21 protein-coding genes and 1 pseudogene are annotated in these 17,545 nt (G+C 63.0%); 9 read left to right on the forward strand and 13 right to left on the reverse strand.

What is annotated here, in order from left to right; genetic code table 11:
• Positions 1-85 precede the first annotated feature (85 nt).
• Positions 86-496, reverse strand: a complete 411-nt coding sequence (locus tag NKK47_RS13950; RefSeq protein WP_023680735.1) for a DoxX family protein — start codon at positions 494-496, stop codon at positions 86-88.
• A gap of 262 nt (positions 497-758) precedes the next feature.
• On the opposite strand from NKK47_RS13950, the gene NKK47_RS13955 reads away from it, so the two are divergent.
• Complete coding sequence (locus tag NKK47_RS13955; RefSeq protein WP_352577286.1) at positions 759-1,166, forward strand: ACT domain-containing protein; 408 nt, start codon at positions 759-761, stop codon at positions 1,164-1,166.
• A 284-nt stretch (positions 1,167-1,450) separates the two neighbouring features.
• Here NKK47_RS13955 and NKK47_RS13960 read toward each other — a convergent pair whose 3' ends face one another.
• Both NKK47_RS13960 and NKK47_RS13965 read right to left on the reverse strand, forming a co-directional pair.
• Complete coding sequence (locus tag NKK47_RS13960) at positions 1,451-2,485, reverse strand: aspartate-semialdehyde dehydrogenase (protein WP_023680535.1); 1,035 nt, start codon at positions 2,483-2,485, stop codon at positions 1,451-1,453.
• Positions 2,486-2,591: 106 nt separating this feature from the next.
• Entirely contained in the window at positions 2,592-2,741 is a 150-nt protein-coding gene (locus NKK47_RS13965; protein WP_352450216.1) for a hypothetical protein, read from the reverse strand.
• 201 nt (positions 2,742-2,942) lie between these two features.
• On the opposite strand from NKK47_RS13965, the gene NKK47_RS13970 reads away from it, so the two are divergent.
• From NKK47_RS13970 to NKK47_RS13980, 3 genes are all read left to right on the forward strand, one after another.
• Positions 2,943-4,778, forward strand: coding sequence for a DEAD/DEAH box helicase (locus tag NKK47_RS13970; protein WP_352577288.1), 1,836 nt, complete (start codon positions 2,943-2,945; stop codon positions 4,776-4,778).
• An 84-nt stretch (positions 4,779-4,862) separates the two neighbouring features.
• On the forward strand, positions 4,863-5,570 hold the full coding sequence (locus tag NKK47_RS13975; RefSeq protein WP_352577290.1) for a DUF805 domain-containing protein: 708 nt from the start codon (positions 4,863-4,865) through the stop codon (positions 5,568-5,570).
• Positions 5,571-5,749: 179 nt separating this feature from the next.
• Positions 5,750-6,448, forward strand: coding sequence for a hypothetical protein (locus tag NKK47_RS13980; RefSeq protein WP_352577292.1), 699 nt, complete (start codon positions 5,750-5,752; stop codon positions 6,446-6,448).
• 8 nt (positions 6,449-6,456) lie between these two features.
• Here the strand turns inward: NKK47_RS13980 and NKK47_RS13985 are convergent, their stop codons facing one another.
• Together NKK47_RS13985 and NKK47_RS13990 are read right to left on the reverse strand one after the other, a co-directional pair.
• Positions 6,457-6,789, reverse strand: a complete 333-nt coding sequence (locus NKK47_RS13985) for a hypothetical protein (protein ID WP_352577293.1) — start codon at positions 6,787-6,789, stop codon at positions 6,457-6,459.
• A 69-nt stretch (positions 6,790-6,858) separates the two neighbouring features.
• Entirely contained in the window at positions 6,859-7,488 is a 630-nt protein-coding gene (locus NKK47_RS13990; RefSeq protein WP_352577295.1) for a hypothetical protein, read from the reverse strand.
• A 230-nt stretch (positions 7,489-7,718) separates the two neighbouring features.
• On the opposite strand from NKK47_RS13990, the gene NKK47_RS13995 reads away from it, so the two are divergent.
• Positions 7,719-8,264, forward strand: coding sequence for a hypothetical protein (locus NKK47_RS13995; RefSeq protein ID WP_352577297.1), 546 nt, complete (start codon positions 7,719-7,721; stop codon positions 8,262-8,264).
• 88 nt (positions 8,265-8,352) lie between these two features.
• Here NKK47_RS13995 and leuB read toward each other — a convergent pair whose 3' ends face one another.
• The 5 genes from leuB to leuD all read right to left on the reverse strand — a co-directional run bounded on the left by leuB (position 8,353) and on the right by leuD (position 12,077).
• A complete protein-coding gene (leuB, locus tag NKK47_RS14000; protein WP_352577299.1) occupies positions 8,353-9,456 on the reverse strand; it encodes a 3-isopropylmalate dehydrogenase in 1,104 nt (367 codons plus the stop codon).
• A gap of 136 nt (positions 9,457-9,592) precedes the next feature.
• Complete coding sequence (locus tag NKK47_RS14005) at positions 9,593-9,943, reverse strand: VOC family protein (protein WP_352570210.1); 351 nt, start codon at positions 9,941-9,943, stop codon at positions 9,593-9,595.
• A 51-nt stretch (positions 9,944-9,994) separates the two neighbouring features.
• Positions 9,995-10,378 carry a RidA family protein gene (locus tag NKK47_RS14010; protein WP_352570052.1) on the reverse strand — a complete coding sequence of 128 codons (384 nt, stop codon included), beginning with the start codon at positions 10,376-10,378 and terminating at the stop codon, positions 9,995-9,997.
• Between the two features lie 125 nt (positions 10,379-10,503).
• Complete coding sequence (locus NKK47_RS14015) at positions 10,504-11,415, reverse strand: Ivy family c-type lysozyme inhibitor (RefSeq protein ID WP_352570054.1); 912 nt, start codon at positions 11,413-11,415, stop codon at positions 10,504-10,506.
• A gap of 56 nt (positions 11,416-11,471) precedes the next feature.
• Complete coding sequence (leuD, locus tag NKK47_RS14020; protein WP_023680526.1) at positions 11,472-12,077, reverse strand: 3-isopropylmalate dehydratase small subunit; 606 nt, start codon at positions 12,075-12,077, stop codon at positions 11,472-11,474.
• A gap of 167 nt (positions 12,078-12,244) precedes the next feature.
• Here leuD and NKK47_RS14025 point away from each other — a divergent pair, with 167 nt between their 5' ends.
• From NKK47_RS14025 to NKK47_RS14045, 4 genes and pseudogenes are all read left to right on the forward strand, one after another.
• Positions 12,245-12,670: a GNAT family N-acetyltransferase gene (locus NKK47_RS14025; protein WP_352570056.1), complete on the forward strand. Its 426-nt coding sequence runs from the start codon at positions 12,245-12,247 to the stop codon at positions 12,668-12,670.
• A 92-nt stretch (positions 12,671-12,762) separates the two neighbouring features.
• The gene (locus tag NKK47_RS14030; RefSeq protein WP_031213186.1) at positions 12,763-13,074 is read left to right on the forward strand and encodes an ArsR/SmtB family transcription factor; all 312 of its coding nucleotides are present in this window, start codon (positions 12,763-12,765) and stop codon (positions 13,072-13,074) included.
• Positions 13,074-13,518: pseudogene (locus tag NKK47_RS35200) on the forward strand (SRPBCC family protein). The gene NKK47_RS14030 and the pseudogene NKK47_RS35200 overlap by 1 nt, the downstream one beginning before the upstream one ends.
• A 38-nt stretch (positions 13,519-13,556) precedes the next feature.
• Entirely contained in the window at positions 13,557-14,045 is a 489-nt protein-coding gene (locus NKK47_RS14045; RefSeq protein WP_352577301.1) for an SRPBCC family protein, read from the forward strand.
• Between the two features lie 36 nt (positions 14,046-14,081).
• Here NKK47_RS14045 and NKK47_RS14050 read toward each other — a convergent pair whose 3' ends face one another.
• Genes NKK47_RS14050 through NKK47_RS14060 form a run of 3 tightly spaced genes read right to left on the reverse strand, consistent with a single transcriptional unit; the run spans position 14,082 to position 17,545 of the window.
• On the reverse strand, positions 14,082-15,248 hold the full coding sequence (locus NKK47_RS14050) for an NAD(P)/FAD-dependent oxidoreductase (RefSeq protein ID WP_352577303.1): 1,167 nt from the start codon (positions 15,246-15,248) through the stop codon (positions 14,082-14,084).
• A 30-nt stretch (positions 15,249-15,278) separates the two neighbouring features.
• Complete coding sequence (locus NKK47_RS14055; RefSeq protein ID WP_352577305.1) at positions 15,279-16,865, reverse strand: ATP-binding protein; 1,587 nt, start codon at positions 16,863-16,865, stop codon at positions 15,279-15,281.
• Positions 16,853-17,545 (reverse strand): response regulator transcription factor, encoded by a 693-nt coding sequence (locus tag NKK47_RS14060; protein ID WP_352577307.1) that lies wholly within the window; start codon positions 17,543-17,545, stop codon positions 16,853-16,855. Before NKK47_RS14060 ends, NKK47_RS14055 begins: the two co-directional genes overlap by 13 nt.

The following is a 17,545-nucleotide window of genomic DNA, read 5'->3' on the forward strand; positions in this document are numbered from 1 at the left end:
AATTTGATCCAAAGAGTAGAAAGGCGGCGCAGACCGCGCCCGCTCTGGCAGCGTGGCCAGCATCGAACGGCTTTCGATGTCGCCGCTATTGGCTGAACGGGAACAATGCGCGCACCCTTGGATCGCGCAGATACAGGCCACCCCAGAGGACGGCGCCGAGATAGACGCCGAACAGTATGTGCGAGAACAAAGGGCTGCCGATACGCACATGCGTGGCGACGGCGCCGCCGAGATAGGCGGTGAGCAGGATGGCGCCGAGCACCGAGGTGCGTGGCAGCGCGTAAAGCGCTGTCGAGACCAATCCAATGGTGCCGAGCATGCGCGAGACATTGGCATCGGCCGGCCAGCCGAGCTGCACCATGGTCTGGGTGACGATTTCGAGCGGCGGTAGCTTGATGACGCCGTCGAAGATCATGAACAGCACGATGACGGCGCTGAGCACGCGGCCGGCCCACAGGGCACGCGGTGAGACGGGTGCTGCCTGAGACATGGTCATTGATGTTCCCTCCGGTCGTTGTGAGCACTGGCTCCTCCGCCAGCTCGAACCAAGGACGCGGCCCATGACGGCGATCCGACATGCCTCCAGTTCTTTTTCAGGTCCGGGGGGACGGCGACCTTGGATGTGCAAGTTCAGTCAGCAACGAACCTGGTCAAGTCCACCTTGCGGGGTGAGATGGAGGGCGTTATTGAAAATCCGTAGGGGTGTCTTCCGAGCGCTCGACGGCAGCCGCCGCCTGATCGCACAACGAAAGCAACCGATGGCCGGAGAGACCGACCTGAAAAAGTTGCTGGCGGCAATGACGCCGGAATTGCTTGCCGGCGTTCATGTCTTCACCACGTTGCCACCCGATGCGCCCGTTCCCGACAGGCTCCACCCGGTGATGCTGTTTCGCGAGCGCGAGGGCACGACGCTGATCGTGCTTGAAGACCATGCCAAGGCCGCTGGACTGAAAACCGTGTTCCGCTGCCGGATGCTGACGCTGAACATCCATTCGTCGCTGGAAGCGGTCGGCTTCCTCGCCGCCATCACCGCGCGGCTGGCCACCGCCGGCATCGGCGTCAATCCGGTCTCGGCCTTCTACCACGATCATCTGTTCGTGCCCGCCGACCGGGCGGAGGAGGCGCTGGAGTTGCTGTTGGACCTAGCGGAGGAGAACCGGCTGTGACGCCGTCGCCTTGCTGCCTATTTGAGACGCCTGTGCCCCTCATCCGCCTGCCGGCACCTTCTCCCCGTGAACGGGGAGAAGGGCGCTAACGGCCGAAGGCCGAGCCCGCGACTGCGGGCCGCCGGCCTTCCGGCCCCCCCCGCGGAGGCCAGCCGCGTAGCGGCGATACGGCCGTGAGCGAAACAACCGCCGAAGGCCGACCCCGCGACTGCGGGCCGCCGGTCGTCCGGCGCCCCCGCGGAGGGCCAGCCGCGACAGCAGCGATACGGCCGTGAGCGAAAAAGTTATGCCGCCTTCTTCTTCGGCTGGATCAGCCCGCGCTCGACCAGCAGCTCGGCGATCTGCACCGCATTGAGTGCCGCGCCCTTGCGCAGATTGTCGGAGACGATCCACATCGACAGGCCGTTGTCGATGGTCGAGTCCTCGCGGATGCGCGAGATGAAGGTGGCGTCCTCGCCGGCCGATTCCAGCGGCGTGATGTAGCCGCCGTCCTCGCGCTTGTCGATGACCTGGCAGCCCGGCGCCTCGCGCAGGATCTCGCGCGCCTCATCGGCGGTGATCGGCTTCTCGAACTCGATGTTGACCGCTTCCGAATGGCCGATGAACACCGGCACGCGCACGCAGGTCGCCGTCAGCTTGATCTTCGGGTCGAGCATCTTCTTGGTCTCGGCCACCATCTTCCACTCTTCCTTGGTGAAGCCGTCGTCGAGGAAGACGTCGATATGCGGGATGACGTTGAAGGCGATACGCTTGGTGAACTTCTTGACGTCGACCTGGTCGGCGACAAACACCGCGCGCGTCTGCGTGAACAATTCGTCCATGCCTTCCTTGCCGGCGCCGGAGACCGACTGGTAGGTGGCGACGACGACGCGCTTGATGGTGGCCGCGTCATGCAGCGGCTTCAGCGCCACGACCAGCTGCGCCGTCGAGCAGTTTGGGTTGGCAATGATGTTCTTGCGCGTGAACAGCGAGATCGCATCCGGGTTCACTTCCGGAACGATCAGCGGCACGTCCTGGTCGTAGCGGAAGGCCGACGAATTATCGATGACGACGCAGCCCTGCTTGCCGATCTTCGGCGACCATTCCTTGGAGACGTTGCCGCCGGCCGACATGATGCAGATGTCGGTATCTGAAAAATCATATTGGTCGAGCGCTCTGACCTTCAGCGTGCGGTCGCCGAACGACACTTCCGTGCCCTGGCTGCGCCGCGAGGCCAGCGCCACCACCTCGCTCACCGGAAAGCCGCGCTCTTCGAGTATGTTGAGCATTTCCCGGCCCACATTGCCCGTGGCGCCGACGATCGCAACCTTGAAACTCATCGAAATCTCCTGTCCCTCTCCGCTCGTTTTCTGGAGAAAACCCGCCGGCCGATGCGGGTTTCAACCCCCGGGCCGGACCCGGGAGAGGGTGGTTAGGCCAAGGGAATCAGACCGTTTTGGTGGTCGTTTTGCCGGTTTTTTTGAGCAAGAACGTGATTTTGCTGGAACGAGGAGACGCAGCGACGCGCCCGGCCCAATGGTTCGCATTGGGGCCGGGGATGTCGAAGGCAGAAAGCGCCATCAAAAGGCCGCGCATCGAAAACTATCCCGTTCGGTGCCGGCTTTTACGCGGTTTACGTCTAGAGTCAATCGCAACCAGGCCGACCCGCCCGCCCTGTACAATGACGGCGGCACCAAGTACGAACGAGCATCGTCTGGCTCGTGGCGCCCGTCTGTGGCGCTTGCCGACATTTGACCCGTCGCCGGGTATTCAGAATCCGAATTTCGAAAGAGCAAGATGTCCAATTTCGAAGCTATTGTCCCCGCGCTGGCAAAGGCGCTGGAAAAACGCGGCTATGTCGAGCTGACGCCGGTGCAGAAGGCCGTTCTCGAGCTTGGCCAGGCCGATGCGCTGGTTTCGGCCCAGACCGGCTCCGGCAAGACCGTCGCCTTCGGTTTGGCTTTGGCGCCGACCCTTCTCGATGGCGCGGAGCGCTTTTCCCACGCGGCGGCACCCCTGGGGCTGGCCGTAGCGCCGACGCGGGAGCTGGCCCTGCAGGTAACGCGCGAGCTGGAATGGCTCTACGAACTGACCGGCGCCACGGTGGCGTCCTGCGTCGGCGGCATGGACATGCGCACCGAACGGCGCGCGCTGGAGCGCGGCGCCCATATCGTCGTGGGCACGCCCGGCCGCCTACGCGACCACATCACCCGCAATTCGCTCGACATGTCGGCGCTCAAGGCAGTGGTGCTCGACGAGGCCGACGAGATGCTCGATCTCGGCTTTCGCGAGGATCTGGAATTCATCCTCGATGCCGCACCCGCCGATCGCCGCACGCTGATGTTTTCCGCGACCGTGCCGCGCTCCATCGCCACGCTGGCCAAAGGCTACCAGCGCGATGCGGTACGCATCTCGGCCTCCGGTGAGGAAAAGCAGCATCTCGACATCGAATACCGGGCGCTGAGCGTCGCCCAGGCGGACCGCGAAAACGCCATCATCAACGTGCTTCGCTACTACGAGGCGAAGAATGCATTGGTGTTCTGCAACACCCGCGCCGCCGTCAACCATCTGACAGCGCGCTTCAACAACCGCAACTTTTCCGTCGTGGCGCTGTCCGGCGAGCTTAGCCAGAACGAGCGCAGCCACGCGCTGCAGGCGATGCGCGACGGCCGCGCCAAGGTCTGCATCGCCACCGACGTCGCGGCACGCGGCATCGACCTGCCCAATCTCGAGCTGGTGATCCATGCCGACCTGCCGACCAACCCGGAAACGCTCCTGCACCGAAGCGGACGCACGGGTCGTGCGGGACGCAAGGGCGTCAGCGCGCTGATCGTGCCCAATAGTGCCCGCAGGCGCACCGAGCGGCTGCTGCAAAGTGCCGGCCTTGCGGCAACCTGGGCGAGCCCGCCGTCGGCCGACGACGTGATACGGCGCGACGACGAGCGCATTCTCGCTGATCCGGTCTTCAGCGAGCCTATGAAGGATGAGGAGCGCGGCTTCGTCGAGGCGCTTCTCGATCAGCACGGGCCCGAACAGGTTGCCGCCGCCTTCGTGCGGATGTGCCGCTCCAGCCACTCGGCGCCGGAGGATCTTCTCGACGTGGCAGCGTTCACGCCGTCGGGCGAAAAATTTGCGCGGCGGGACGAGACACCGAGCCGTCGCGACGATTTCGGCGACAGCGTCTGGTTCTCGCTGTCGGTCGGACGCCGGCAGAATGCCGAGCCGCGCTGGCTGATCCCGATGCTGTGCCGGACAGGCGGCATTTCCAAGCGCGAGATCGGCGCCATCAAGATGCAGCCGGAGGAAACCTTCGTGCAGATCGCGGCGGACTGGGCCGAGCGTTTCCTCGCTGCGATCGGCCCCGACCGGAAGCTGCAGGGCAACATTGCGGTCAAGCGGCTGGACGGCACGCCGGATTTGTCGCGGGCCGGCTATCAGGAACCACGGCCCGACAAGAAGCCGCACCGCGGCAAGCGCACCTTCGATCAGAACACGCCCAAATTCGAGAAGCGCGCACCGGCCGACCAGCGCCCGGCATTCGAGGCGAAGCCCTGGGCCGGGAAACCGGCCAAGGCGAAGTTCGAAGGCGGACCTGCGAAACACAAGAAATCGAAGAACGGCCGGGGTAAATAGCCAGCACTCTCCATTTCCGCACGCCCCTTGCGGTCTGCCGGAACTTTGCACAGTCTGGGGCGGGGAAATGGGGGTGGGCAGGACATGCGCGGCGAAGTTCTTCATTACGACGAAGACCAGGGTTTCGGCTTCATCACCGGAGCCGACGGCAACCGCTACACTTTGGCGCGCGAAGATTTGCGCCGCGAAGCATCGGTTGCCGGAGGTACGACCGTCGAATTCCAGCCGGCTGGCGGACGGGCACGCGATGTTTTTTCGATCCGCGCCCAACCTGCCAGTGCGCCCGCCGACGCCTCCACTGCAACCGCCGCGCCGTCTCAGGCCGGCAATGCGCCAGCGGCACGTCAGCCGCAACATTTCGGCCGTTCCGCTGAACAAAGTCCGGCCGAATCGGCCGGCCTGTGGAACTATTTCTGGCTGGGTCTGACCGAGAATTACTTCAACTTCGCCGGCCGCGCCCGCCGCAAGGAATATTGGGGCTATAGCCTGTTCTGGATAATCGCGCTGCTCGTGGTCATAGGCATCGGTGTCTTTATCGACGGCGCAATGGGCAATGTCGCTGACCTGCCGGCAGTGACAGTCGGCCTCTCCGGTCTCTTCCTGTTGGCGACAGCCCTGCCGTGGTTCGGGCTCAACGTGCGTCGCCTGCACGATATCGGCCTGACCGGCTGGCTCTTCCTGCTTTTCCTGATCCCGACCTTCGGCACCGTGATCATCCTGATCTTTGCGCTGATCCCGACCCAGCCGCGCGAGAACAAGTGGGGTCCCGTGCCGGCGGGTGTCAGGGTTTAGTGTCGTCCTTAGTCTAGTGCCCCGCCAGACGACAGCCTAAGGAACACCTTCTGCCCGTGCCGTCGGCACTTCAACGCTGAGGAGCTCGACCTGTTTTTAGAAATGACGAAGGGGGTTGTGCAGCGTATTTCAGCGCGCATGGAGGAGACCCACGCTAGCGCGCGCACGAGGAATCGTCCATGACGGACCCGGAACTACTCGCCTTACTCGACAAGCTGCGAGCCGTGATGATCAGCGTTGCCACTGGTGGCGCTCGCATCGGCGAGGTGAATAATGAGTTCCAGGAGGATTATCGCACGGTAGCTGACGAACTGCGCAACCGGGAAATTGAGAACCCGCTGCCCTACAGCGACCTTTGGCAATGGTATGGAAAATGGAGCGCTGACATCGCGGGCTATGGACCCCGGCGCGCCTATGTCGCCGATCTATTTGCGCCGCTGATTTCTCGCGTTCGCGCTTCCCGGGTGGCAGAGACTCCGCCTACCGGCTGGGCTCGTGTCGATCGAACTATTGTAGATGCGCGTGAGCGCCTCTCCCGCGCGAAGACCGAGGAGCAGTTCCAAGCGATCGGTCTGCTTTGCCGGGAAGCCCTTATTTCAGTTGCCCAGGAAGTTTTCGACCCTACGAAGCATCCAACCGAGGCGGATGTGCGCGTGAGCACTACCGACTATAAGCGCATGATTGAGGCCTATGTCGCTGTTGAGATGCGGGGCGGCGCGGCCGAGGAAGTGCGTAAACATGCGCGCACAGCGCTAGACCTTGCCTTGCGACTACAACATCAGCGCACTGCCGGCTTCCGCGATGCCGCCATTTGCATTGAAGCGACATCAGCCGTTGTGGGCATCATCGCCATTGTTAGCGGCCGGCGAGACCCTTAACGCTCATTCTATTTCCGGAGATCGAGTGAGACGGTCGCTTGCGATACGCCGATCAGATCGGCGATTGCGGTTTGACGATGGCCATCTTTGCGGAGTTTCTTGACAATCCTTCGCCGCGCCGCTGGCGTCAATCCTGACGGATTGAAATCGGTCAGTTGCCGAAATTGTCCGTTAAGCATTGTCGTGGCTGACTGAACGCGGCCATCCGCTCGCTTCACATGAGCCGAGACAATCCCAGCACGAATTCTCAATTTAACGTCGTCACGCCGGCCGACCTGGAGGTCTTCGAGAAGCGACCCTACGGCGCTGTAGTCGAGCTTCACCTTGACGAGATTTGGCATTCGTCACTCCTCTAATAGGATTGATAAGAATCCTATTAGAGGAGGTTAAGCCGGCCGTCAACGCAGGCATCAATACTCGATCTTCAAATCGAGCTTCACCGCCTCCACCTGCACGCCTGCAAGCTGGGCCACGCGGTCTCTCGCCCAGGCCATCACTTCGGCGATTGTGGACAAGCTAGGTTCGACCGTCTCGGGCGCGTGCTCTACCTCTTCCCTGCCCGCTTCTTCGTGAGGATTGTCGGCGAGTAGATCGGAAATCGCATAGACCGCGACACGCTTGTAGTGATCGAGAATGCCCGTCCCGACACTGGCGGCAATACCGCGATTGTCGCGGTCGAGCCCTACCCACATGCCGAAATTATCCTTGATAGTCTGCCCCTCCTTGGAGCGGGCGGCATAGTGGGCGTTGAAACGCTTGCGCACGTCATCGGCCGGGAAAATGTAGACCTCGACGTTTTCCGGGTCATCCTTCGAGTCCACCGTCGCAACGATGACAGTCTCGACATCATCAAGCGTCTTCCACTTCGTGCCCCCTTTCAACGGAGGGAAGGCGATGTAGCGGTCGCGCGTAGTGCGGATCGCGGCCACTGTCGTCTTGCCGTCCTTGGTGATGTTCCAAATGTTCGACAGGCCCCGTCCCGGCACGCGGGCTAGGGAATAACCCTGCGCCTCGGCCGCCTTCTTTGCCGCGCCCACCATCAGTCGCCACCGAACCGATTCAGACTGTTCGCTTAACAGATTAATCACTTAGCCGTCCTTCAATTTGCGGTGTGCTCGTCATGAGCCATCCGACAAGATGAATATACGTAATTGCCAACCAAATGTCAAACGTTTGAATCAGTATGCGAAACAAATAGCAGTTCGGGTTAATCGTATTGAGATCGAGCCGGCTTGTGCATAATTCACGGATTTCGCACAAAGGTGAGGAATTGCTGACCGAGATCGCCCGCAGCTATAACGTCTCACACTCGACTATATCGAGGTTCGGCACCGTCGTTTCATATGTCAACCCAAACGCGCATTGCCCGGTCTGCGGCAAGCAGGTGTTCTATTATCAATGCCCACACGGCGGCCGGGTGTTCTTCGACAATCTTGGCTGGCCTTGGCCAAAACATGGCTGCACCGATAACCCACGTTCGCAGAAAGGCCGCGTGGAGGCGCGCGTCATAAACTCCCACACCGCGTTCAGAAGCGCTCAGGGGGAACCGCTCGACCTATACGAGCTGCTTTCGATCGCCGAAAAGCGCAACATCGTACATATGCGCTTCCGCAGAATGAACGAGAACCGCAGTTTCAGCGTGTCGCTGGCACTGGGGCGCCTCCGCGATCATGACATCACGATCGACGACCTTTGGACCGCGCCTTCGTTCGTTGTGCGGAGTTACGAAACGCACCGCATCGTCGAATTTATCTCAGGCAGGAAGAAACGGATCGACACGCTCACGCTGGCGCGATCCGGCAAGGGCTCGGCATGAATTGCCCTGTGCCGCCATCTCGCAAAGCACGGTGGCGAGTGCCGCCGCATCCCCGGTCGTCGCCCAGCGGACGTCGACCGACACGGGATCAGCCCAAAAATTTGGCGATGATCGCGTCGCCCATCTCAGCGGTGCCGACCTCGGTCATCCCCGGTGAATGAATATCCCTGGTGCGCAAGCCCTGATCGAGCACGGCGGCGATCGCGCCTTCCAGCCGGTCGGCCTCTTCAACCATGCCGAAGGAATAGCGCATGCACATGGCGAAGGAGGCGATCATGGCGATCGGATTGGCGATGCCCTTGCCAGCGATGTCGGGCGCCGAGCCGTGCACCGGCTCGTAGAGCGCCTTGCGCTTTTTTGTCTTCGCATCCGGCGCGCCGAGCGAGGCCGACGGCAGCATGCCGATCGAGCCGGTCAGCATGGCGGCGATGTCGGACAGCATGTCGCCGAACAGATTGTCGGTGACGATGACGTCGAACTGCTTCGGCCAGCGCACCAGCTGCATGCCGCCAGCATCGGCCAACATGTGATCGAGCTTGACGTCGGCATACTTGGCCTTGTGCGTCTGGGTGACGACCTCGTTCCACAGCACGCCCGACTTCATCACATTGCGCTTTTCCATCGAGGTGACGTGATTCTTGCGCGTGCGCGCCAATTCGAAGGCAACGCCCGAAATGCGCTCGATCTCGAACGTATCGTATATTTGGGTGTCGATGCCGCGCTTCTGGCCGTTGCCGAGGTCGATGATCTGCTTAGGCTCGCCGAAATAGACGCCGCCGGTGAGCTCGCGCACGATCAGGATATCGAGCCCCTCGACCACCTCCTGCTTCAGCGAGGAGGACGCCGCCAGCGCCGGATAGCAGATTGCCGGCCTGAGATTGGCAAACAGCTCCATGTCCTTGCGCAGCCGCAGCAGACCCGCCTCCGGGCGCACCTCGTAAGGCACCGCATCCCATTTCGGTCCGCCGACGGCGCCGAACAGCACCGCGTCCGACGCCATTGCCTTGGCCATGTCGGCATCGGAAATCGCCGCGCCATGCGCGTCGTAGGCGCAGCCGCCGACAAGGCCCTCATCGGTGACGAAATCGCTGCCGAGCCTGTCGTTCATGGCGGAAATCAGCTTCTTCACCTCGGCCATCGCCTCGGGGCCGATGCCGTCGCCGGCAAGCAGGAGAAGATTTTTCGAAGCCATGGGGAACCGTCCTGATTGTGTCGTGAGCCGCGGCCTTGCTAAACGCCAAGCGGCCGGCGCGCAAGCCTGCGGTTCAGAGCATCGGACCCAAAAGTGGAAACCGGTTTTGGGAAATCCGATGCTCAAGACAAAATGCCTAGAGATGCGAAAGGATATTGACCAGCCTGCCGAACGGGTCGCGTACGAAGAAGCGCCGCACGCCCCAGGGTTCGTCCGCCGGACCGTATTCGATGGCAAAGCCGGCCGTCCTCATGCTTTCAAGCGCGGCATCGACGTCGTCGACTTCGATAGAGATGTCCGGCACCGGCGTTCCTGATCCCCCTTCGGCCATGAAACTGACCTGCACGGACATCGTCTCTTGCGAGCCGTAGGTAGCGATCCAGCCCATATCCATCTTGAGATCGAGGCCGAGCACATCCTGATAGAAGGGTTTTGCCGCCGCGATATCCTGCGTGTCTATGTTTGCAACGATGCGCCTGACCTTCACCATGGGCCGATCCTCGTGCTAACCGTGTCGTTGTCGCAACCGTGACAGGCATCAGGCTGTGCGCCGCAGCGCCGTCACCTCGATCTCGATCTTCATCTCCGGCTTGTTGAGCTGGCACACGATCATCGTTGCCGCCGGCCTGATCTCGCCAAAGGCCTCGCCGAGGATCGGGAACACCACATCCACGAAAGCCGCATCGGTGATATAGTAATGCGCCCGCACCACATCGGCCGTCTCGAAGCCGCCGTCCCCGAGCGCCTTGGCGATCGTCGTCAGGCAATTGCGCGTTTGTGCCTCCACGGTCTCCGGCATCGACATGGTCGCATAATCGTAGCCGGTCGTTCCGGACACGAAACACCAGTCGCCCTGCACCACGGCGCGCGAATAGCCGGCGGTCTTCTCGAAGGGCGAACCGGTGGAGATCAGTTTTCGCATGGTGTCCTCCTTTTTTGCAGCGTAGGCGGTTTGGCGAAAGCGGCGGTGACGGCCGATCTCCCCCCAAGTGGGGGAGATGTCCGGCAGGACAGAGGGGCGCGCGAAGGATCGCGGCAGAACGATTTCTAATTCGGCGACCCCAGCGCCTTGTCCAGCGCTTCCTTGACGTCGGCCGGCCATGTACTCACCGCCGGCCACGCGTCCGGCTCGGGCTTGTCGCCGCGGCGGGCGAAATACAGCTTGTGCTTGACCGGGTCGACCGCCATGAAGCCGTCATTGCCACCGCAATCATGCGGCACGCAGCCGCTGGCAAAGAAGGCACCCGACGCGGTTTTTTCCGTGCCGCCGCCGACCAGCAGGCTGGTCGCCATGTCGGGCATGTCCTTGCCGAGCAGCGTCTCGGCTAGCCTGTAGACGGCCTCGTTGTGAAAGGCATCAATGATGTTGTCGTATTTCGACGGATCGATGTCTTTCCAGTCGGTGCCCGGCTCCGGCATGTAGGTCAGATTACCGGACGTCGTCAGTCCGTCCGTCGGCGACCATTGCAGCGCCGGCTTGGAATCGCCCGGCAGCAGATAGGGTACGAAATAGACGGCGCTGTCGGAGATCGCGGCCGGCGGCGCGCCGCATTCATCCTGCTCGACCGTGGTCGTCTGGATCGCACCGCCCTCCGGCTTCCACACGATCACCTTGGCCGGGCCGCACTGGTTGCCGCCGTCGCCGACATCGACCAGCGCCACCTTGACGCCGCCGACCTCGACGATCTTGTCGAAGAAGACGTCGTAATTGCGCGCCAGTTCCTTGCCGTCGAAGGCGAGTACCCGTTCCCCGTATTCTTCCTCCTGGGTGATGGTCAGCTGGCCGCCCTCGAACGGGATCGGCGCCTGCTTGTCATCGTCGGCGGCGGCTGTGTCGCTGGCGCCTTGATCTGCCGCTGGCGCTTCCGTGGCGGGCGTCTGCGTCTGGGCATAGACGCTCGCCGGGGGCAGCAGCATCAGCGGCAGTCCGCAGGCAGCGGCAACAAGCAAGCGTGTCATCACATCCCTCCCCGGACACTTGGCGTAGAGGCTGACCGTCGGCGCGGCTTTAGAGCCTATGCCCAGGGCCGCAGCTCGGCGTTCTTCTTCTCGAACGAAGCGATGGCGCCGGCCTTCTCCATGGTCAGGCCGATATCGTCGAGGCCGTTCAAGAGGCAGTGGCGCTTGAATTCGTCGAGGTCGAACTTGACCACGCCGCCGTCCGGCCCGCGGATTTCCTTGGCTTCGAGATCGACCGACAGCGTCGCGTTGGAACCGCGCGAGGCATCGTCCATCAGCTTCTCCAGGTTTTCCGGGCTGACGGTGATCGGCAAGATGCCGTTCTTGAAGCAGTTATTGTAGAAAATGTCAGCGAACGAGGTCGAGATGACGCAGCGGATGCCGAAATCGAGCAGCGCCCACGGCGCATGTTCCCGGCTCGAGCCGCAGCCGAAATTGTCGCCGGCGACCAGGATCTGCGCCTTGCGGTAGGCCGGCTTGTTGAGCACGAAGTCCGGGTTTTCCGAGCCGTCGTCCTTGTAACGCATTTCGGCGAACAGGCCGGTGCCGAGCCCCGTGCGCTTGATCGTCTTGAGATAATCCTTGGGGATGATCATGTCGGTGTCGACATTGACGATCGGCATCGGCGCGGCGACACCGGTGAGCTTGGTGAATTTTTCCATGGTTCTTGCCCGTCTTCTTCTCGTTGCGGGGAATTGCTGGCGCTCGGTTTACACAATGCCGCGGGCAAATAAAAGACGGCTGTTTTTGGACTTCCGTCGTCGATCGAAACACAAAATCGGTACAAAACAGCTTCAAAACCACCAGCCCATGGTGCACTTTTGTCGACATGACAACGCGATCCACGATCCTTTACGCCAGCGAACCGGGCCTCGGCATCGCCGAGTTCCGCCGCGTTCTGGTGGAATCCGGCCTCGGCGAGACACGGCCCGTCGATGATCATGCCCGTTTGAAGGCGATGCTCACGAGTGCCGCCCTGGTGCTCACCGCGCGCATCGATGCACCGGGCAAGCCGCTGGTTGGTGTCGCTCGCGGCGTCACCGACTTTTCCTGGGTCTGCTATATCTCCGAGCTCGCTGTTTCTGCATCGGCGCAAGGGCTGGGTATCGGCAAGGGCCTGATGGATGAGGCACGCCGGCAACTCGGACCTTCCGTTGCCATCAGCCTGATCTCCATGCCCGACGCCGTCGGCTTCTATGAGCGTATCGGCATGGAGCGCATGCCCAACGCATTCTGGTTCGGCCGCAAGCGCTGAAATCCACTCCCAGCGACCTCAACCCGCGCATTCTTGGCTAGGGTTCTGCCTCTTGACATGCAACCAAATGGTTGCATATTAGAGTCATGAGCATGGATGCCGTCTTTCGCGCCTTGGCCGACCCGACACGCCGGCGATTGCTGGACAGCCTTCATGCCAGGAACGGGCAGACGCTGAACGCGCTGTGCGGTGAGATGGACATGACGCGCCAGGCGGTGACCAAGCATCTGGCGATCCTGGAAGAAGCAAACCTCGTCACCACCATCCGCAAGGGACGCGAGAAGCAACATTATCTGAATCCGGTTCCCATCAACGAGATCGCCGAACGCTGGATCGGCAAATTCGAGCGGGGGCGACTGGGCGCCCTCAGCGATTTGAAGAAACGTCTCGAAAGGGAAGACTGATGAGCAACATTTTCGTTTATGTCACCTACATCCGCACTTCGCCCGAAAAACTCTGGCAAGCACTGACCGAGCCGGAGTTCCAGCGGCAATATTTCCTCGGCGCCCAGATGCTAAGCGACTGGAAACAAGGTTCGGCGTGGAAGATGGTTTACACCGACGGCCGCGTCCGACAGCGGCGAGGTCCTCGAGATCGATCCACCCAAGCGCATCGTGCTCAAATGGCGCAACGAGTTCATGCCCGAGGTCAAGGCGGACGGCTACACACGCTGCACCTTCGCCATCGAGCAGGAGGGCGAGATGATGAAGCTCGCCATCACACACGAAGCCGATGGACCGCACAAGCTGCTTGGCCATGTGGCGAACGGCTGGCCGCTCATCCTGTCCAGCCTGAAGAGCCTGCTCGAAACCGGCAAAGGCCTGTCGCGCCCGGCGTCGAAGGCTTGAGGTTGTTTCGATAGCGAAACGTTTCTGGAGACAGGGCGATGTACAGTTCCGCGGTGCACAGCATGACCAATGGCGAGACCGTTATGGCGAGCGCCGATGTTCGCGCGCCGCCCGAGCGGATATTTGACGCGCTCGTTACACGCGAGGTCGAGCGCTGGTGGGGGTCCGCCAGGACCTACCGGATGACCGGATGGGCGGCCGACCTCCGCGTCGGCGGTCGCTGGAGCGTCACCGTCGAGACGGCGGCCGGCAGACACCTGCCCGCCAGCGGCGAATTCCTGGAGATCGAAGAGCCGCGCCGGATCGTGCAGACGCGGAGATACGACTGGGACCATCCGACGCTTGGCCGCCGCGAAACCAAAGTCGCCTGGCTGCTGGAGCCGATCGCCGGCGGCACACGCGTCACCATCTGCCATGGCGGCTTCGCCGGCCTCGCTGCTGCCGCAACGAAGCATGCCGAAGGCTGGGCCCGGGTGCTGGGCTGGCTTCAGGCGTATCTTGGTACGGGCGGCTTGGTGGCGGCTTAATCCACCAAGCAACGGTAGCATCCCTTCGCGCCGGCGTTAAATTACATTCAATTCCCGAAACGGCCGCCCGTCGGCGATCCGGCTGTACCCGAACGCCGAGCAATCCACCGTGCGATAGCCGCCATGCACGATCAGTTCGGCCAGCGCCTTGCCGACCGCCGGAGCCTGCTGCAAGCCGTGACCGGAAAACCCGTTGGCGAAGAGGAAATTGCCGACCTCCGGGTGCGGGCCGATCACCGCATTCTGGTCGAGCGTGTTGTAGTCGTAATGGCCGACCCAGGCGCGCGTCGGCTTGATCGCCTCGAAGGCTGGAATGCGGGTCGCCAGCACCGGCCAGATCACCTCTTCGAACAGCGGCCAGTCGGGGTCGAAGTCGGCGGGGTCGGCCGGTCCTTCGCCCTCTTCCGGCTCGGCGCCGCCGGTGATGTAGACCGAGCCCTCCGGCCGGACATAGATGCCGCTTGGGTCGACCAGCAGCGGCATGTCGTCATATTTTTCGCGCGCCTCGAAGACGAAGACATTGCGCTTGCGCGGCTCCACCGGCAGCGCCAGCCCGGCCATTGCTGCCACCTTGCCGGCATTCGGCCCGGCGGTGTTAACGACGGTGCCGGCCTCGAGCCGCTCGCCATTGTCGAGGGTCACGCCGGCGACGCGCTTCCCTTGCCGCTCGATACCGGTCGCCGACGCTGTGATGAAATCGATGTTCTTGCTTCGCAGTGCCTTGCGGAACAGCATCAGCATCGCATGCGCGTCGAACCAGCCTTCGCCGCTGCGGCCATAGGCGCCGGCGGAAATGCCCTCGACCGACAGCCACGGAAAGCGGCGGACGAGCGCCTCCGCATTCTCGAGCACGATGTCGGCGCCCTCGGCCATCTGCGCCTCGTGGTTGGCCCGCAGGATCGGCAGCCCGTTCTCGCCGGCAAGGATGAGGTAGCCACCTTCGCGAAAGCCGATATCGGCGTCCGCGCCAAACTCTTCCCTGAGCCGCCGGAACAGTTTCAGCGTGAATTGCGACAGCCGGATGTTTTCCGGGATCGAGAACTGCTGGCGGATGGAAGCGCAGGACAGTGTGGTCGCCGCATGAGAAAATTGCGGGTCACGCTCGACAAGCGCAATCGAGCCCGAAAACCCTTCCTCGCGCAGATAATAGGCGACCGAGGAGCCGACGATGGCTCCGCCGATGATGACGATGTCGTAATGCACCTTTTGGCCCTTCCGATCTGAACCGCCGAGTCACGCCGCCGGCAGGATGATCTCGAAGCGCGTGCCGCTCGCCGAGTCAACCAGCCGGATCGTGCCATCATGCGCTTTCAGGAGGGCCAGCACGATGCCGAGGCCCATGCCGGTGCCGCCGGAATCGCGGCGCGTGGTGAAGAACGGCTCGAAGATGCGGCCTCGGTTGCTGGGCGAAATGCCGGCGCCGTCGTCAGCGACCACGATGGTGGCCTTGCCGTCCGCTTTTGCGGCTGTGACCGATACCAGCGTCGCGCCGTGCCGCGCCGAATTGTCGATGAGATTGGCCAGCACGATCGCAGCGTTTTCGGCCGATATGCGCAGCCCGATCTCGGTGCCCGCCTCGACGCGCACCGCCAGCCTGTCGTCGGCCGGCAGCAGCGCCAGTGCAGCAGTGAGCGACGTGCTTTCGCCGCTCGGCTCGAGATTTTCGGCGCGCGCCAGGTCGAGCAGGCGGCGCACCAGCAGATTGAGCCGGCCGGCATCGGTGACGATATTGTCCGAAAAGCGCCGCCGCTCGGCCTCGTCCATCGCGCTGCCCGAATCGCGCAGCAGTTCGGCGGCCCCCTGGATCGCCGTCAGCGGCGATTTGAGCTCGTGCGAGACGTGGGTGGCAAAGGTCTGGATGCCGTCGGAGCGTGCGTGCAGCTTTTCGGCCATGTCGAGGAAAGCAGCAGAGAGTTCACCCATTTCGCGCGTGCCGTGGTGATCGAGCGGCCTGATCGCCGCGCGGTCGCCGGCGGCGATGCGTTTCGTGCGTTCCATCAGCGCATAGATCGGACGGCTGACGGCGCGCAGGAAGACCAGCCCGATCAGCAGCGCGCCGCCGAGGATGGTGATTGCCGCCAGCGCCACCTTGCCGCGCTCGCCATAGAGATGCTTGACGATGTTGTTCGGCGTCCGCGACAGATAGACGACGCCGGCGACCTTGCCGGAGACCGCAACCGGCATGGCGACAAAGACGCGAACCTTGGTGCCGCGGCTGACCGAATAGAGCGGCGGCGACGGCTGGTCGGGAACCCGCAGCCTGAGCGCGCTGGCGTAGCGGCCGGCAAGCGCTGCGCGAACCTCGTCGACAGCGGCGAGCGACAGGCCGGCCTCCTCACGGCCGGCGATGACCACGCCTCTGGGATCGAGCAGCCGGAAGCCGGCGAGCGTGGTCTTCTGCGTCTCGGCAAGAATGCCCGACAGGCGTGCGCCGATTGCCGCGAAGGCTGGATCGGCGCTGGCCGCGGTGGCCGCGGGCCGGGTCGGCAGGATCCTGTCGGACGCAAGATCGAGGCGCGGTTCGATTGGCTGGTAGGGAGAGGCCCGATCGCTGGTGTTGGGTGAAGGCACGGGTGCGCCGAGCTTTTCCGGGGCAAGGCCGGCCTCGCGAACCTCTTGCGCATAGATCGCGCCAAGGGCGGCGCCTTGGGCGATCAGCTCGGCCTCGGTCTGCCTGATCAGCTGGTTCTCGTAGAGCCGGAAGAAAAACAGGCCGGCCAGCGGCAGCGCCATCACCATGATCAGGATGGCGATGACGACCGTGGCGAGGCGAGGCCGCCATTTGCTGCCAATCAGTTCTTGGGCGCTCACGCGCCGCATCCGCCCAGCCGAAAACCGACGCCGTGCACGGTCTCGATCGCATCGACGCAGCCGACGGCCGCCAGCTTGGCGCGGATATTGCGGATATGGCTGTCGACGGTGCGGTCTGCGACATGGATATTGGCCGCATAGGCGTTGGCCATCACCATGTCGCGGCCAAGCACATACGCCGGCCGCGCCAAAAAGCCTTTCAGGATCGCGAATTCGATCGACGTCAGCGCCAGCGGCTTGCCGTCGAAGCTGGCTGTATGGCTTGCCGGAACCAGCAACAGTCTGCCATGCGAGAATTGCCGGTCGTCGGCTGGTTCCGGCGTGGGCCGCGCGCGGCGCAGGATGACGTTGACGCGGGCGACCAGCTCGCGCGGGCTGAACGGCTTGGTGACATAATCATCGCCGCCCATCTCCAGCCCGAGGACGCGGTCGATCTCTTCATCCCGCGCGGACAGGAACAGCACCGGCAGGTCGGATGTGTGGCGCAGCCGCCGGCACACTTCCAGCCCGTCCATTTCCGGCATGCCGATGTCGAGCACGACGAGATCGGGCGCATGGCGCTCTATCGCCTGCAAGGCAGCCGCGCCGTCCGGCACCGCCAGCGTTTTCATGCCGGCCTTTTCCAGCCCGAAGCAGATGATTTCGCGAATGTGCGGGTCGTCGTCGGCGACCAGTATGTGGTGCGGCAT

This window comes from Mesorhizobium sp. M0019 (assembly GCF_040323975.1).
GTDB lineage: Bacteria > Pseudomonadota > Alphaproteobacteria > Rhizobiales > Rhizobiaceae > Mesorhizobium.

Excerpts from the sequence above, each read along its gene's own strand:
- NKK47_RS13950 (WP_023680735.1), bottom strand. The coding sequence starts at position 496 with ATGACCATGTCTCAGGCAGCACCCGTCTCACCGCGTGCCCTGTGGGCC.
- NKK47_RS13955 (WP_352577286.1), top strand. The coding sequence starts at position 759 with ATGGCCGGAGAGACCGACCTGAAAAAGTTGCTGGCGGCAATGACGCCG.
- NKK47_RS13960 (WP_023680535.1), bottom strand. The coding sequence starts at position 2,485 with ATGAGTTTCAAGGTTGCGATCGTCGGCGCCACGGGCAATGTGGGCCGG.
- NKK47_RS13965 (WP_352450216.1), bottom strand. The coding sequence starts at position 2,741 with ATGCGCGGCCTTTTGATGGCGCTTTCTGCCTTCGACATCCCCGGCCCC.
- NKK47_RS13970 (WP_352577288.1), top strand. The coding sequence starts at position 2,943 with ATGTCCAATTTCGAAGCTATTGTCCCCGCGCTGGCAAAGGCGCTGGAA.
- NKK47_RS13975 (WP_352577290.1), top strand. The coding sequence starts at position 4,863 with ATGCGCGGCGAAGTTCTTCATTACGACGAAGACCAGGGTTTCGGCTTC.
- NKK47_RS13980 (WP_352577292.1), top strand. The coding sequence starts at position 5,750 with ATGACGGACCCGGAACTACTCGCCTTACTCGACAAGCTGCGAGCCGTG.
- NKK47_RS13985 (WP_352577293.1), bottom strand. The coding sequence starts at position 6,789 with ATGCCAAATCTCGTCAAGGTGAAGCTCGACTACAGCGCCGTAGGGTCG.
- NKK47_RS13990 (WP_352577295.1), bottom strand. The coding sequence starts at position 7,488 with ATGGTGGGCGCGGCAAAGAAGGCGGCCGAGGCGCAGGGTTATTCCCTA.
- leuB (WP_352577299.1), bottom strand. The coding sequence starts at position 9,456 with ATGGCTTCGAAAAATCTTCTCCTGCTTGCCGGCGACGGCATCGGCCCC.
- NKK47_RS14010 (WP_352570052.1), bottom strand. The coding sequence starts at position 10,378 with ATGCGAAAACTGATCTCCACCGGTTCGCCCTTCGAGAAGACCGCCGGC.
- NKK47_RS14015 (WP_352570054.1), bottom strand. The coding sequence starts at position 11,415 with ATGACACGCTTGCTTGTTGCCGCTGCCTGCGGACTGCCGCTGATGCTG.
- leuD (WP_023680526.1), bottom strand. The coding sequence starts at position 12,077 with ATGGAAAAATTCACCAAGCTCACCGGTGTCGCCGCGCCGATGCCGATC.
- NKK47_RS14025 (WP_352570056.1), top strand. The coding sequence starts at position 12,245 with ATGACAACGCGATCCACGATCCTTTACGCCAGCGAACCGGGCCTCGGC.
- NKK47_RS14030 (WP_031213186.1), top strand. The coding sequence starts at position 12,763 with ATGGATGCCGTCTTTCGCGCCTTGGCCGACCCGACACGCCGGCGATTG.
- NKK47_RS14045 (WP_352577301.1), top strand. The coding sequence starts at position 13,557 with ATGTACAGTTCCGCGGTGCACAGCATGACCAATGGCGAGACCGTTATG.
- NKK47_RS14055 (WP_352577305.1), bottom strand. The coding sequence starts at position 16,865 with ATGCGGCGCGTGAGCGCCCAAGAACTGATTGGCAGCAAATGGCGGCCT.
- NKK47_RS14060 (WP_352577307.1), bottom strand. The coding sequence starts at position 17,545 with ATGCCGCACCACATACTGGTCGCCGACGACGACCCGCACATTCGCGAA.